The 15,200-nt window shown below is 62.2% G+C and carries 14 protein-coding genes and 1 pseudogene; 11 read left to right on the forward strand and 4 right to left on the reverse strand.

The window, feature by feature from the left end:
- The first annotated feature begins 95 nt into the window (after positions 1–95).
- From PH551_RS06670 to PH551_RS32880, 5 genes and pseudogenes are all read left to right on the forward strand, one after another.
- A complete protein-coding gene (locus PH551_RS06670; protein WP_285192354.1) occupies positions 96–533 on the forward strand; it encodes a VOC family protein in 438 nt (145 codons plus the stop codon).
- 57 nt (positions 534–590) lie between these two features.
- A complete protein-coding gene (locus PH551_RS06675) occupies positions 591–1,637 on the forward strand; it encodes an ABC transporter substrate-binding protein (RefSeq protein ID WP_285192355.1) in 1,047 nt (348 codons plus the stop codon).
- Positions 1,638–1,645: 8 nt separating this feature from the next.
- Positions 1,646–2,434 carry an ABC transporter ATP-binding protein gene (locus PH551_RS06680; protein WP_285192356.1) on the forward strand — a complete coding sequence of 263 codons (789 nt, stop codon included), beginning with the start codon at positions 1,646–1,648 and terminating at the stop codon, positions 2,432–2,434.
- On the forward strand, positions 2,431–3,201 hold the full coding sequence (locus tag PH551_RS06685; protein ID WP_285192357.1) for an ABC transporter permease: 771 nt from the start codon (positions 2,431–2,433) through the stop codon (positions 3,199–3,201). Before PH551_RS06680 ends, PH551_RS06685 begins: the two co-directional genes overlap by 4 nt.
- A gap of 23 nt (positions 3,202–3,224) precedes the next feature.
- Positions 3,225–3,413 (forward strand): annotated as a pseudogene (locus PH551_RS32880) (RES domain-containing protein); the annotation flags it as partial.
- 115 nt (positions 3,414–3,528) lie between these two features.
- On the opposite strand, the gene pdxA reads toward PH551_RS32880, so the two are convergent.
- The 4 genes from pdxA to PH551_RS06705 form a co-directional block, all read right to left on the reverse strand.
- Complete coding sequence (gene pdxA, locus PH551_RS06690) at positions 3,529–4,515, reverse strand: 4-hydroxythreonine-4-phosphate dehydrogenase PdxA (protein ID WP_285192358.1); 987 nt, start codon at positions 4,513–4,515, stop codon at positions 3,529–3,531.
- 25 nt (positions 4,516–4,540) lie between these two features.
- Positions 4,541–5,674, reverse strand: coding sequence for an iron-containing alcohol dehydrogenase (locus PH551_RS06695; protein WP_285192359.1), 1,134 nt, complete (start codon positions 5,672–5,674; stop codon positions 4,541–4,543).
- A 345-nt stretch (positions 5,675–6,019) separates the two neighbouring features.
- The gene (locus tag PH551_RS06700; protein ID WP_285192360.1) at positions 6,020–7,207 is read right to left on the reverse strand and encodes a sialidase family protein; all 1,188 of its coding nucleotides are present in this window, start codon (positions 7,205–7,207) and stop codon (positions 6,020–6,022) included.
- A gap of 11 nt (positions 7,208–7,218) precedes the next feature.
- A complete protein-coding gene (locus PH551_RS06705) occupies positions 7,219–8,124 on the reverse strand; it encodes a dihydrodipicolinate synthase family protein (RefSeq protein ID WP_285192361.1) in 906 nt (301 codons plus the stop codon).
- 308 nt (positions 8,125–8,432) lie between these two features.
- On the opposite strand from PH551_RS06705, the gene PH551_RS06710 reads away from it, so the two are divergent.
- The 6 genes from PH551_RS06710 (at position 8,433) to PH551_RS06735 (ending at position 15,178) form a co-directional block, all read left to right on the forward strand.
- The gene (locus tag PH551_RS06710) at positions 8,433–10,070 is read left to right on the forward strand and encodes an ABC transporter substrate-binding protein (RefSeq protein WP_097599728.1); all 1,638 of its coding nucleotides are present in this window, start codon (positions 8,433–8,435) and stop codon (positions 10,068–10,070) included.
- 132 nt (positions 10,071–10,202) lie between these two features.
- Positions 10,203–11,159 carry an ABC transporter permease gene (locus PH551_RS06715; protein ID WP_097599727.1) on the forward strand — a complete coding sequence of 319 codons (957 nt, stop codon included), beginning with the start codon at positions 10,203–10,205 and terminating at the stop codon, positions 11,157–11,159.
- Positions 11,160–11,161: 2 nt separating this feature from the next.
- Positions 11,162–12,121 (forward strand): ABC transporter permease, encoded by a 960-nt coding sequence (locus PH551_RS06720; protein WP_183704180.1) that lies wholly within the window; start codon positions 11,162–11,164, stop codon positions 12,119–12,121.
- The gene (locus PH551_RS06725) at positions 12,118–13,125 is read left to right on the forward strand and encodes an ABC transporter ATP-binding protein (protein ID WP_285192362.1); all 1,008 of its coding nucleotides are present in this window, start codon (positions 12,118–12,120) and stop codon (positions 13,123–13,125) included. Before PH551_RS06720 ends, PH551_RS06725 begins: the two co-directional genes overlap by 4 nt.
- Complete coding sequence (locus PH551_RS06730; RefSeq protein ID WP_285192363.1) at positions 13,125–14,117, forward strand: ABC transporter ATP-binding protein; 993 nt, start codon at positions 13,125–13,127, stop codon at positions 14,115–14,117. Before PH551_RS06725 ends, PH551_RS06730 begins: the two co-directional genes overlap by 1 nt.
- Positions 14,114–15,178, forward strand: coding sequence for a four-carbon acid sugar kinase family protein (locus PH551_RS06735; protein WP_285192364.1), 1,065 nt, complete (start codon positions 14,114–14,116; stop codon positions 15,176–15,178). Before PH551_RS06730 ends, PH551_RS06735 begins: the two co-directional genes overlap by 4 nt.
- Positions 15,179–15,200 lie beyond the last annotated feature (22 nt).

Raw genomic sequence — 15,200 nt, forward strand, 5'->3', positions numbered from 1 at the left:
CGGTGGCGAATCAGCAATTTTGCGAAAGATAACCGCACGAATTTGAAATCTCTTGAGGCTGTGGTCTGCGAGGCTTTTCCCATCAGGAGGCCTGTATGACCGCTTTTGCCCAAACCAATCCGATCACCGACATCTGTTTTTTGGTCGAGGACATCGAAAGAGCGTCTGCCTTCTATGTCGAGCGGCTTGGCTTCAGGCCGCGCCGCCGCGCTCCTGGCTTTGCCGATTTCAAGGGCGCGGGCGTGACGCTGGCGCTCTGGGAGATCGCGCATATCGCCGAGAATACCGGTGTCTCAAGCCGCCGGGCTCCTCCGGGCGTGCACAAGGCCTGCGCGGCCATCGAGCTTGCCTCGCCAGAGCAGGTCGATGCTGCCTATGCGGAGCTGAAGGCCGCCGGTGTGCTCTTCCACGCGCCGCCACAGAATTACGTCTGGAATGCGCGATGCTGTTATTTCGCCGACCCCGACGACAATCTCTGGGAGATCTATGCGTGGTCTGAAGGCGGCCCGGTCGGCGACATCGACCCGCAATAATGAAGCATAAGCGGCCCATCCAGCCGTCCGGCAAACCAACAAGGGGAAGGCAAGCAAATGAACGGGTATGACAAACATATCATGGTCGGCAGACGTGGTGTCCTGAAGGGCGGAGCCTTTGCTCTCGCCGCGGCGACGGCGGGGATCAGCGTGTTCGTACCGCGTCATTCGAGCGCCGCCGCATCCAAAGTCGTCATCAAATACGATTGGTTGATGAGCAATGGACAGATCGGCGATATCGTTGCCGCCAAGCAAGGCCTGTTTGAGGCCGAGGGTCTCGACGTCGAGTTCTCCCCTGGGGGTCCGAATTCGGCAACGGTGCCGCCTGTGATCACGGGTGATGCGCAACTCGGTCAGTTCTCGGATTCGGCACAGCTTCTTCTTGCCCGGTCATCCGGCGTGCCGATCAAGATCTTCGCCTGCGGTTTCCGCATGGCGCCTTTCGCCTTCTATTCGCTGCCCAAGGCGCCGATCCGCACCGTCAAGGATATGGTCGGCAAGCGTATCGGCATCCAGCCGACGGCCCGTTACGTGCTCGATGCCATCCTGCTGAAGAACAGTATCGATCCTTCGAGCCTGGCCATTACCAATATCGGTTTCGACATGACGCCGCTGATGACCGGCCAGGTCGATGCGGTCACCGGATGGATCACCAACACGCAGGCCCTTTCCGTCATCGGCCCCGACCGCATCGATCTGATGATGAAGGACACGGGCCTGCCATCCTATGCCAATGTCTATTTCGCCACCGACGATGCCGTGACCGGCCATGCCGAGACGCTGGCAAAGGTGCTGCGTGCCGTCGCCAAGGGTTGGGCCTGGACGCATGAACATCCCGAAGAGGCGGTGAAATTGACGGTGGAGGCCTATCCGCAGCTCGATCTTGCCGTGGAACTGAAGACGGTGCCGCGCATATTGTCGCTGAGCTTCGACGCAGAGACCGGCAGGGAAGGCTGGGGCAGCTTCGATCCAGCCGCTCTCGCCGAGCAGATTTCCGTCTACGACAAGATCGGCCAGTTCAAGAGCGGCGCGCCGAAACTGGAGGATTGCTATACGACCGAGATATTGGATATGACGACGGGTGACCGCCCGAAGATCGCATGAGAGCGGATTTGCCTGAAGCAGTGGCCATCGAAACCAAGAATCTGGCTATAGGCTACGCCGGCGCCGTCGAGACGACCCGCATTCTGTCCGGCGTCGACCTTAGCGTCGGCAGGGGTGAGTTTCTGACCATTCTCGGCCCTTCCGGTTGCGGCAAGTCGACCTTCTTGCGTGCGGTGGCAGATCTTCTTCCGCCCCTTGATGGGCGGTTGTCGGTGCTCGGCAGCACTGCCTCGGAAGCGCGCCGGCGGCGCGAGGTCGCCTTCGTCTTTCAGGACGCAACGCTGTTACCCTGGCGGACCGTGAGGGAGAATGTCGCGCTGCCGCTGCAGGTGGGGAAGAAGAGCATCTCGCGATTGGTCGATCCGCGGCCCGACCATTGGATCGAGCTGGTCGGCCTGTCGCATCTGGCCGACCGCTATCCGCACCAGTTGTCCGGCGGACAACGCCAGCGTGTCGCCATAGCGCGCGCGCTTCAATGCGAGCCGGATATCCTGCTCATGGACGAGCCCTTCGGTGCGCTCGACGAAATCACCCGCGAACGACTGAACGATGAGCTTCTGGACGTCTGGCGCCGGACCGGCACGACCATCCTGTTCGTAACCCACAGCGTCGTCGAGGCGATCTATCTCGGCGGACGCGTGATGGTCCTGGCCGCCAATCCGGGTCGCGTCCAGGCGCTGATCGACCTAAAACCGCTGAAAGACGAGCGTGGCCTCTGTCGGCGAGAGAGCCTCGATGTCCAGGAGGCCGCCGCCCATCTGCGAAGGTTGCTGCAGGAGGGGAGTGCGGCTGCATGACGCACCGTCCGTTGTCCCTCAGAGAGGCGATCGGGTTTCCCATTATCGGCGCCCTTTCGCTGCTCCTCGCCTGGCAATGGCTGGTGCCGGCTCTCGGTATTCCCAGTTATATCGTTCCTACGCCGCTGGCGATCATGCGCACGCTTGGCATCGAATGGCGCCTCCTGCTGTCGAACGCCGTCCCGACATGGGCCGAGGCCGGCCTCGGCTTCCTCCTGGGCAATAGTCTCGCTGTGATACTGGCGGTTGCCTTTGTCTATAATCCGCGGTTCCAGGCCGCCTACTTTCCCGTTGTCCTGCTCTTCAACACGATTCCGGTGCTGGCGCTCGCGCCGATCATCATTCTCATCTTCGGCCTCGGCATGCTCCCGAAGGTCATCATCGCCGCTCTCATCTGCTTCTTCCCAACCCTGGTGAATACCGCCCGGGGCCTCAATCTGGCTACTGTAAGCGAGCTTGAGCTGATGCATGTGCTTTCGGCGAGTGGGTGGGAAACGTTCTGGCGCCTGCGCGCGCCACGGTCCGCCCCCTTGCTGTTTGCGTCGCTGCGCATTTCGGCAACCACCTGTGTGATCGGCGCGATCGTCGGGGAGTGGATCGGCTCGAACCAGGGGCTGGGCGCTGTCATCATTCAGTCGACGTTCAACTACCAGGCGGAAAGGCTCTTTGCCGCCGTCGTGCTCGCTTCTCTCTCGGGCATCGTCTTTTTTTCCGTTGTCGCCCAGATCGAGCGGATTTTCCGTCGGCTGCATCAGGGGCAAAGCTGAGCCCCGGCACGAGCGAACGCCGCCCCGCGCTGCCCGGTTGGGACAGCATGCCGGCCGCCGTAGCAAGTCTTTCGGCGAAAAATGTCGCAAGAAGAACGCTGCGCCATGTTGCGGTGCCAAGCGTCGTCGCCCGCGTCGACCGTAACATCTTGATCAACCCGGCCCACCCGGAATTCCCCTCGATCACCGCCCCCGTGTTCTGGGACCGCCGGGCATGTGACGGGGTTGGGGTTCAATCAACCTTTCCGCAGAGTAGACCAAAACGCCTGACGGATGAGACTTGGTCAGCAGATTATGATGTTGGCACTGTTCGACATCTTGCCGCAATCACACCTGCCGCCGCGGCGAGCGGGCCATCAGCCGGGCATAGGCGATGGCGGACAGCATGTTGACGTGGTTGGCCCTGCCGGTGCCGGCAATGTCGAAGGCGGTGCCGTGGTCGACCGAGACGCGGTCGATCGGCAGGCCGAGCGAGACATTGACCGCGGTTTCGAAGGCGACGAGCTTGATCGGAATATGGCCCTGGTCGTGATACTGGGCGATGACGAGATCGAAGGCGCCGTTATAGGCACGGGCAAACACCGTATCGGCGGAGATCGGGCCGACGACATCGATACCCCGAGCCTGTGCCTGCTCGACGGCCGGCGCCAGAAAGTCCATGTCCTCGGTGCCGAACAGGCCGTTTTCGCCGCAATGGGGGTTGAGGCCGGCAACAGCAATGCGCGCGGTCTTGCCGAGGCGCAGGAAATGCCTGTGGCCGGCTTCGATGGTCGCGAGCACCCGCTCGGTCTTGGCGCGCTCGATCGCGCCCTTCAGCGAGATATGGGTGGAGACGTGGATGGTGTTCAGCCGCTCGGAGGCCAGCAGCATGAAGGAACTTTTCGAGCCCGTGAGATGCGCGAGAAGCCCGGTATGGCCGTCATGGTGATGACCGGCAAGGTTCATCGCCTCCTTGTTGATCGGCGCGGTGACGATGACATCGGCTTTGGCGGACATGGCGAGATCGACGGCGCGGGTGATATAGCGCACGGACGCATCGCCCGCGACCGGGCTGACCTTGCCGATCTCCGGCAGCGGTGCGCCGAGCGGGACTTCGTCGACGGCAATCCTGTCGTCATCGGATCCATCGGCAGGCACGAACTTCAACCCGGTGCCGCTAACGCGGTCAGCCCGCTCCAGCGCTTCCACATTGCCGACGATGACGAAATCGCGGCGCTCTTCACTCGGAAGCGCCGCCAAGGCCTTGACGATCACCTCGGGGCCGACTCCAGCCGGATCGCCCAACGTCACGGCGACTTTCGCATTCCTGTCCATCACCAAAGTCCCTTCTGAAACAGTATTAAAAGGCGGCCGCGTAAATCGAGCGGATGTCGGCTCGGCTGAGATCACGCGGATTGTTATCAAGCAGACGGCGAATGGCAAAGGCGTCGTCAGCCATGGCGTCGAGATCGCTTTCCGGCACGCCAAGGCCGGAGAGCTTCATCTCAATGCCGAGTTCGGCGCAAAAAGCATAAGCCGCATCGAAGACCGATGCCGTATTTTCCGAGGCCTCATAGCCGAGCGCTGCCATCACCGCTTTCGTCTTCTCCGCGGCCGCCGGCGTGTTGAAGGCGAGAACATGCGGGAAGATCAGGGCATTCGCCGCTCCATGCGCCACGTGCCAGCGCGTGCCGAGAGGGTAGGCGAGAGCATGGCCGCCGGCGGTATTGACCGGGCCGAGGCAGAAGCCGCCGTAAAGCGAGGCGAGCGATAGGCCGGCGCGCGCCTCTGCGTCGTTGCCATCCTTGACGGCGCGGGCGAGATATCTGCCGACGAGCCGCGTTCCCTCGATCGCATAGATGTCGACCATCGGATGGGCTTTGCGGTTGGTGAAGGCCTCGACGCAATGGGCCATGGCGTCGACGCCGGTTGCGGCGGTGGTGCGCGCCGGCACGCTTAAGGTCAGGGCTGGATCGACGACTGCGATGTCGGCCAGCATATGCAGGCTCTCCACAGCAAGCTTCGCCATCGTCGCAGGGTCGGTGACGAGCGCGCGGATGCCGGCCTCGCTGCCGGTGCCCGAGGTTGTCGGTACCTGGGCGAGTCCCACCTTGCGCGGCCCGCGCACCCTGTTCGGGCCGACGACCTCATGCAGCGTCTGCCCGGAACCGGCGAGAACGGCGGCGAGCTTTGCCAGATCCATGGCGCTGCCGCCGCCGAAGCCGACGACCAGCTCGGCATCGGCGGCGTTGGCCGCAGTCAGCACTTTGTCGAGATTGGCCGTATCAGGCTCAGGCGTTACTTCGGAGAAAACCGCAACCTCGCCCTTCAGTTCCAGCACGTCGACGCGCGAAGCGTTGAAAGCGTCCGAGATGACAAGCGTGCGCCGATAACCTTTCTCGGCAGCCCATTTGCCGAGCTTTCCTGCCGTGCCGATGCCGAATTCGATCTGATGCGGCCGAATTATCGTGATTGGCGAACCCAAGCTGGCCATGACCAGTCCTCCCTGCAGGATCTTGCGGCGATAGTGTCGCCCTCTTTAATGTAAAGTTGTCATATCGAAGTCAAGCGGGCATTTCTGAGAGCGCGAAATTTTATCGTCTGATATGCGCTGGATTCAGGTTTCTGCAGCCATCTGCATTGATGTTTGATAATTATAATCAGATATATAGCTGACAGTCGTCGATAGTAGACGGTGCGAGCCGGCCTTCACTGCGCTGGCGACGAGGCGCCAACTCTGTTGTCAATTTCTCCACGTTCAGTCGGTCGAACCGATCATGCCAGCGACCTTTTCGCGCTAGATGGGACGCAAATTTACAACAAGCCAGCGGCCGCCTCGCTACGGCAGGAGTGGCGGGGCGAGGCGCACATATTTGATCGCCCGCCGATAGTAGGTGTAGGCGACATGAAGTGTACCGTCGCCGCCTTGGATGACCGAGGGATACGAGAATTCGCGGTTCAGCGAGTCCTTGGAATTGTTGCTGAGGCAGAACCCGTCACCCGTATCGAGATCCATGCGACGCGGAAAACTCTTGCCGCCATCCCTTGATATCGCAAGGCTCAGGGGCGCACGAGGAACACCCCAGACCGCCTTGCGACCTATATCGGCGAGGACGACGGCCGTTTCTCCAGCCTCGTCGCCCTCGATTTCGTCATAGAGAGATTGGCGCCGCGCGTCCGACATGGCTGCATTCGAATGATTGTAAACCATTGCGATCGCTCCATCATTCAGGACTGTTGCCTGGATCGAGGAATTGTTGTTCGGCAGTTCCGTGGGCTCGGGCGCGCTCCACGTCCTGCCGCCGTCACTCGATCGGCTGGAAAGAATGTTTTCGGCGAAACGGTTGCGGTAGAAGGCGACCATCTCGTCGCCGCCGAGCGGCAGGATGTTCATGTGCACGGCGCCGATACTGTTCGGAATGTCGTGCATCTGCCAGCTCGCACCGCCGTCGCGCGAGATCAGAACCGCTGCCGTATCGGCGTCGCCGCTCCAGCGCCGTCCGTCGAGGCCGACGCAGCGGAAGACCGGAAGCAGCCACTCGCCCCTGTCGTTCACGACGATCTGTTGGCGAACGAATGTGCCGGGGCTGTCGCAGAGGAGCCGGACCGGGCCGAACGTCCGGCCGCCATCCTCGGATATCCGGCATTTGACAACGGAACCGTCCTGGTTGCCCGAGGTCTGCGAGGTATAGAGCAGCCATGTCTTTCCGTCAGGAGCGTTGAAAATCAATGGGTTCTGCTCGGACTTCTCCGGATCGTCGCTCATCTTCTCCGGCTCGGACCAGCGATCGGAGCCCGGCGCCAGCCGCGACATGTAAATCGAGATATCGCCCATGCCCTCCATCGTGCCGCCGAACCAGACGCAGGTGAGCGTGCCGTCGGGCAGAAAAGCAAGATTTGCCGCGTGGTTCTGAATGCAGGGCGAGGGCAGATAGGCATCCGCGCGGCCTTTGAAGGAGGGATGAGGAGCGATGATCCCGGTCATCAGGGCGGGAACGGCTTCGGGGGGCAGGCCGGTAAAGCTCATGGCGGGTCTCCTCAGGGCAGCTTGGCGTAGCTTTCGGCGAGTGCGGCATAATCCGCTTCGCTGAGCGGCATCAGCGGTGCGCGCGTGCGCTTCCAGGCGGGATTGCCTGTCTTCAGCCCGACCATTGCCTTGATCGTCGGGATCTGGACGTAGGAGTTGGAAAGCGTGCGATAGGCGTTGATGCGCGCCTGCGCCGCCTCAACGTCGCCGGCGCGGTCCTCGTCATGGACGTGGTCGTAGACGGTGCGCAGCGAATCCGCCACGAGATTGGAGGTCGCCGTGATGCATCCCGCACCTCCGGCCTTCAACAGTGGCAGCAGCAGCGGATCGGCGCCCGCCAGCACCGAGAAGCCGGGATAGGCGGAGATGATCGCCTGCATGTTGTTGAAATCGCCCGCAGATTCCTTGATGCCGACGACGGTTTCCGGGAAGGCGGCGATCAGCCGGCCGATCAGCGGAATGGAGAGCGGTACGCCTGAGACCTGCGGGATATGGTAGAGGATGACCTGCAGGCGCGAGTCGGCGACCTTGTCCAGCACCTGCGAATAGGCGGCGAAGAGGCCGTCGTCGGAAACGCCCTTGTAGTAGAAGGGCGGCAGCATCACGACCTTGGTGACGCCGAGCGACAGCGCGTGCCGGGTCAGTTCGACGGTTTCGGGAATGGCGACGACGCCCGTACCCGGCAGCAGCTTACCGGCAGGAATGCCGGCTTCCAGCGCCGCTTCCAGAATGGCGCGGCGTTCGGCTCCTGAGAAGGAATTGGCCTCGCCGGTGGTGCCGAGCAGGGCCACGCCATGGCAGCCCTCGGTCAGCAGCCGACGGCAATGATCGGTGAAAAGAGCGAGATCCGGCGCGTTATCTGCGGTCAGTGGCGTAGCGGCCGCGCTGAAAACGCCTGTAATCCTGTGATGGCTCATTCCGCCCTCCCTTAGGCGCGCTTGCCGGGCCGGCTGCGCAGAAAAATTGTCGTTCGTCTGTGGCGATGAGTGCCAAGAACTTTTCCATCGTGACGCTTTTGTCAAGAAGACAAAATTGATTAATACGAGAGCGAAAATCTACATTATTGTAATTGTTGAATTATTTTAAGCTCAAAATTTTCAACGGGTCAGAACTGCGATTTTTTGTTGACATATTTACAATAACGAGTGAACGATAGGCGACGGATTGTGCTGCGCCCGGCAGGCGCAGGGAGAACGCTGCCGAATTCACCGTGGGAGGGAATGCCATGTCTTTTGATCAATCGGATAAAACCAATATTTCACGTCGCAACGCGCTGAAGCTCGGCCTTGCGGCGGGCGTCGGCCTCACCGTGTTCGGCATGAATGCGCGCATCGTGCTGGCCGATGAAGGCCAGGTGCTGAAGGTCGCGCATCCGGCCTTCGATCAGGACTGGTCGCCGCTGCGCGGCGGCGGCAGAACCTTCCGCTGGAATTCCATCTGGTGGGCCGCGCCGATGTATTTCGACAGCGAAGGCAATATCAAGCCTTACGTCTTCACCAGCTGGGAATCGGCCGACAACACCGTCTGGACCTTCAAGATCGACCCCAAGGCCGTCTTCTCCGACGGCAGCAAGATCACCGCCGCCGACGTCAAGGGATCGTGGGAAGTCGCCTCGATGCCGAACACCAAGAGCCAGCGCGCCGACCAGGTGCTGAGCAAGGTCAAGGGCTACGCCGAAATCGCCGCCGGCTCCGGCAACGAGCTGACCGGTGTCGCGACGCCCGACGAGGGGACGGTGGTCGTGACGCTCGCCGCGGCTGATCCGATCTTCTTCATGCGCCTGGCAAACCACATCGCGCCGATCACAAAGGCATCGCAGTCGCGCGGCAGCGATGGCGAGGAAATCATCGACTGGTACAAGCCTGAGAATGAGCCGGTCTTCTCCGGCCCGTTCAAGCTGACGAGCATCGATATCGATGCCGGCAAGATCACGTTCGAGCCGAATGAGAACTTCTTTGGGCAGAAGCCGAAGCTTGCCCGCATCGACATCACCTCGATCGAGGACAATGTCACTGCGACGTCGCTGATCAAGTCGGGCGAGTTCAACGCCCATACCGAGCTCGTCACCTCGACCATCATCCAGGATCTCGGCCCGGAATTCTCGGCCGGCCCGCTGATCCCGACCAGCCAGCACTTCTGGTTCAACATCTCCCGCGCGCCGATGGACGACCCGAAGGTCCGCCAGGCACTGATCATGGCCGTCGATCGCGACGGTCTGTTCAAGGCCTCCTATCCGGATGGGCCTCACAAGAAGGCCGACCAGATCCTCAATTCGGTTCCCGGCGCCGACAATTCCGGCTTCGAGCCTTTCCCCTATGATCCGGCCGCCGCCAAGAAGCTGCTTGCCGAATCGAGCTATGGCGGGCCCGAGCGCCTGCCGAAGCTCCTGTTCGTCGGCATCTCGGCGCCGGCCATTCAGGCCGCCGCCCAGTTCATCGCCGAGCAGTGGCGCCAGAATCTCGGGATCACGGCCGTCGACATGAAGCCGCAACAGGACGCCTATGCCGGTCCGGATCAGAACTCGGTCCAGATCTTCCGCGACGACGTCGGCACCCGTGTTCCAGACGCCGTTTCCTATCTCACGGGCAGCATCGCCTCGACTTCGTCGAACGCGCAGAACAAGCTCGGCGGATACAAGAACGAGAAGGTTGACAGCGCCCTTGCCGAAGCGGCGACCAAGGCTGCGGACGATCCGCAGCGCGTTACTCTCGCCCAGGAGGCCCAGAAGGCGTTCCGCGAGGATTGGGCCTTCATTCCGTGGTATTCTCAGGCGATGTCGCGCTGGGCCACCAAGGAGGTCAAGGGCATGGAGAAGAATCTCGACTGGCAGATCGCCGAGCCCTGGAACATCTCCATCGGCTGATCGGGACTTTCGTTTCTGACAATAAGCGCGCGAAGGCCGCAAGGCCTTCGCGCAAGTTTCAAGAAGAGATGCGATCCGCCGGGCTTCAGCAAAGAGCGGGAGCGCATCGTTCAACAGGTGGGAGGTGGCCCCTTGCTGCGCTACGTGCTAACCCGGTTCGCCATCTGGATTCCGTCCGTTCTCGTGGTGATGTTGGCCGTTTACGCGCTGGCTTTCTACGGCGCCGGCGATCCGATCAAGCTCATCTTCCTGCGCGCGCCGGGCGACGTCGCCTACAATCCGCAGCGCATCGAGGCCATTCGCGAAAGTGCGGGTCTCAACCGGCCCTTCATCGAACAGTTCGGCCTTTACATCTGGAACCTGCTGCACGGCCGGTTCGGCAATTCGCTGACATCGGGCCGCGCCGTCTGGGCGATGGTTTCGGCCGCTGCACCCGTCTCCTTCCAGCTTGCCCTCTGTTCCATCATCCTGACGGCCGTCGTTGCAATCCCGCTCGGCATGATCGCTGCGCTGAATCAGAATTCGCGCCTCGACTATGCCATTCTGGGCTCCGCGCTCTTTCTCTGGGCGATCCCGGCCTATGTCGCCGGGCCGCTGCTGATGGTCGGCCTCATCGTGCTGCTGCCAGGCACGAGCGTGCCTTACGGCTGGGGCGGCGTCTTCGATGTCCGCATCCTGCTGCCGCTGATCGTGCTTTCCTTCCAGCCGATCGCGCTGATCGTGCGCCAGACGCGGGCCGCCGTCATCGAGGTTCTGTCGGAGGATTTCGTCCGCACTGCGCGCGCCAAGGGCGTGCCGGAGATCGTCGTGGCGCTGCGCCATATCCTGCGGCCGGTGCTGACGCCTGTCGTGACCCAGCTCGGCCTGATCATGATCACCATCGTCAACGGTGCGATCTTCGTCGAACTCGTTTTCGGCCTGCCGGGTCTCGGCCGGTTGACTGTGCAGGCGCTGATCAATTCCGATTATCCCGTCATCCTGGCAATTACGCTGATCGGATCGTTCCTGGTCATGGTGTCGAACCTGCTGGTGGACGTGCTCTATCCGCTGCTCGACCCGCGCGCCAATGATTCAAGAAGGAGCCGCTGACCATGTCTGCAATCCCTCTTTCCACCACCGAAACCGTGGATGAGCCGCCGGTCAGCCTGTGGCGCGACGCCTGGCATCGTCTGCGGCGCAACAAGCTTGCCGTCTTCGGTCTCATGGTTGTTCTAATTCTCGCTTTCACGGCGATCTTCGGGCCATATCTCACGCCCTATGATTATCTGAGCCAGGACCTCAACGCCCGCAACGCGCTGCCGTCGATGAGCCACCTTTTCGGAACCGACGATCTCGGCCGCGACGTCTTCAGCCGCGTCGTCTTCGGCACGCGGACAGCCTTCCTCGTCGCCGTGATCGTCACCTTTTTCGCGGTGCTGATCGGCCTCACGCTCGGCGCCGTCGCCGGTTTCTTCGGCAACCCTTTCGACCGCGCTATCATGTGGCTGACCGATGTGACGATGTCGGTTCCCAACCTGCTGCTCGTCGTCGTCATCAACGCTTCGCTGAAATCGCCGATCACCAAGTGGATGGAGGCCCGTTATCTTGAGACCCTCAATCCCTTCTACCGCCAGACCATATGGGTGGATTTCATTCTCGTCTTCGGGTCGATGGCGCTGATCTCCTGGCCGCCCTATGCCCGTCTGGTGCGCGCCCAGGTGCTGTCGATCCGCAGCCGGCCCTACATTACGGCTGCTCAGGCGCTTGGCCTGTCGAACTGGATCATCATCAAGCGTTATGTCGTGCCGAATGCGCTCGGCCCCCTGATCGTCTCGGTCAGCGCCGGCCTTGGCACGGCGATGGTGCTGGAAAGCGCCTTCAGCTTCCTGGGTGTCGGGGTCAATCCGCCGACGCCGAGCTGGGGCAACATGATTTCGGACGGTCTTCGCGTCTGGCAGCATTATCCGCATCTTCTCGCCGCTCCGGCGGCCGTGCTCGGCCTTGCCTCGGTTGCCTTCAGCTTCCTCGGCGACGGCCTCAACGACGCGCTCAATCCGCGGGGCAGCAAATGATGAACACGAAAAGCACAGAACGCCTGCTCGACGTCAGGGGTCTCACCGTCGAGATCGACGGCCGCAACGGCCCTGCCGTCGTCGTCGACGGCATCGATCTGCATGTCGACAAGGGAGAGACCCTCGGCGTCGTCGGCGAGTCCGGCTGCGGCAAGAGCCTCACCATGCTGAGCCTGATGCGGCTGCTGCCGAACAAGATCAAGGTCGCCAAGGGCTCGGCCACCTTCGACGGCCGCGACCTGCAGACGATGTCCAATCGTGAATTGCGCAAGGTGCGCGGCGGCGATATCGGCTTCGTCTTCCAGGATCCGATGACCTCGCTCAATCCCGTCATGCGCGTCGGCGACCAGATCTGCGAGCCCCTGATCTATCACCGCAAGATGAAGAAGGCGGAAGCCCGCGACCGCGCTGTCGAGCTGCTGCGCCTCGTCGGCATTCCCGGCCCGGAAGAGCGGCTGCAGGCCTATCCGCATGAGCTTTCCGGCGGTATGCGCCAGCGCGTGATGATCGCGATTGGCCTTGCCTGCAATCCCAAGCTCCTGATCGCCGACGAGCCGACGACGGCGCTCGACGTCACGATCCAGGCCCAGATCGTCGATCTGGTGAAGGATCTCAGAGCCAAGCTCGGTATGTCCGTCGTCTGGATCACCCACGATCTGGCGCTGATCGCCGGCCTCGTCGATCGCGTCGCCGTTCTCTATGCCGGCACGGTCGTGGAGGACGCGCCGGTCGACGAGCTCTACGCCCGGCCGAGCCATCCCTATACGCGCGGCCTGCTCTCCTCGATCCCGAAACTTTCAGATCCGCCGGCAAGCCGGCTGAGCTCGATCGGCGGCACGCCGCCGGAGCCCGGCCGTCGGCCGAAGGGCTGCCCCTTTGCGCCGCGCTGCCCGCTCGCCGAAACAATCTGTCACGAGAAGGTGCCACGGCTCGAACTGCTCGCCGGCAGGAGCAATCATCGCGCCGCCTGTTTCGTCGTCCAGAGAATGCAGGAGGCCGCGTGATGGCTGCTCAACCGCTGCTCAAGGTCGAAAACCTGGTCAAGCATTTTCATGTCAAGCTTGGCGCATTCGGCGAACGCTCGGCAACCGTCTATGCGCTCGACAATGTCAATCTCGACATCATGGAAGGCGAGACGCTGAGCCTCGTCGGCGAATCCGGCTGCGGCAAGTCGACGACCGGTTTCACCATCCTCAACCTCTACAAGGCGACCAGCGGCAAGGTCGTCTATAAGGGCCGGGATCTCGCCACACTCGACGAAAAGCAGATGCGGCCCTTCCGCCGCGACCTGCAGATCGTTTTCCAGGACCCCTATTCGACGCTCAATCCGCGCATGACGGTGGGCGAAGCGATCGGCGAGCCGATCCTCTTTCATAAGCTCTGCGCCAAGGCCGAGCTGAAGGAGAGGGTGGCGACGCTGCTCACCGATGTCGGCTTGCCCACACGCTTTGCCCAGCGTTACCCGCACGAGCTTTCCGGCGGTCAGCGCCAGCGCGTCGTCATCGCCCGGGCGCTCGCCTGCCAGCCGAAATTCATTGTCTGCGATGAGGCAATATCGGCGCTCGACGTGTCGATCCAGGCGCAGATCATCAACCTGCTGCTCGATCTGCAGGAGAAATACGGGCTAACCTATCTTTTCATCGCCCATGATCTTGCCGTCGTGCGCCACATCAGCACCCGCGTCGGCGTCATGTATCTCGGGCGGCTGGCCGAACTGGCCACCCGCGAGGAACTCTTCGACAATCCGCTGCACCCCTATACCAAGGCGCTGCTGTCGGCCGTTCCGGAGACCGATCCGGAACTGGAGCGCACCCGTCAGCGCCAGATCCTGCAGGGCGACGTGCCGAGCCCGCTGAGCCCGCCGTCCGGCTGCCGTTTCCATACGCGCTGCCCGATCGCCATGGATGTCTGCTGCAAGGTCATCCCCGCCTGGAAAGAAGCCAGGCCCGGCCACCTCGTCGCCTGCCACGCCGTCAATACGGAGCAGATCGCATGACGCTGAAAGCCGCGATCATTGCCGACGATCTCACCGGCGCGCTCGATACCGGCACGCCTTTCGTCGAAGCCGGCCTTTCGGTCGCCGTCGCCATTGATATAGAGGCGGCGCGGGAGGCAGTCGCCACTGGCTGCGATGTCGTCGTCATCAACACCGCGTCTCGCGCACTGAATGAGCACGAAGCTGCCGAAAGAGTTCAATTGGCGGCGGATGTCTTTCGTGGCGAGAAGCCTGCGGTCGTCATGAAGAAGATCGATTCCCGGCTAAAAGGCAACGTCGCGGCGGAAAGCATGGCCCTAGCCAAGGCATTCAACCTGAAGACCATCCTCGTTGCGCCCGCCATTCCCGATCAGGAGCGGTTGACCTACCGTGGCTGTGTCGTCGGCCGCGGCATCAACCGTCCGCTGCCGATCGCTGAGCTGTTCAAAAGCGGTGCGGACCGTGTTGTCGTTGCCGATGCCGGGGACGATGCCGATCTTGACCAGATCGCCGTGGGACATGACTGGCAGACGACCCTTGCCGTCGGCGCCCGGGGTCTCGGCGCCGCACTTGCCCGCCGCCTCGGCGAGGCAGGTCAGTCGACTAGGAGGGAATTTGCGGCAAGCCCGCGGACCCTGTTTGCCTTCGGCTCGCGCGATCCGATCACTGTCGCTCAGATGAACCGGCTTGAAGGCACGGGCGCCCTACGCGTGGTGTTGGATGCGCCGATGGGCGAGATCGAATGTGGCGAGGGTCTGGCGCTGCCGGTGCTGTTGCGTTGCACAGGCGATATGGCAGTCGATGCGGAGCTCGTCGTTCGCAACTTTGCGGCAGGCGTCAAGGCTGTCATCGATGATACGAGGCCGGATATGCTGATGGTCGGGGGCGGCGATACGGCTCTTGCCGTTTTCCGCACATTGGGGGTGCGGGTATTGGCGCCCCAGGGCGAGATAGAAGCCGGCATTCCGTGGTTCGATGTGACGGCCGCCGATGGCCGGCGTTTTCGGTGCGCCGTCAAGTCGGGGGGGTTCGGCAAACCGGATAGTCTGCTAAAACTGGTTCTTCGGAATCAGGCGGCATAAGATACCGTCGGGGAGAATATGA

Source organism: Rhizobium atlanticum, assembly GCF_030182485.1.
GTDB lineage: Bacteria > Pseudomonadota > Alphaproteobacteria > Rhizobiales > Rhizobiaceae > Rhizobium.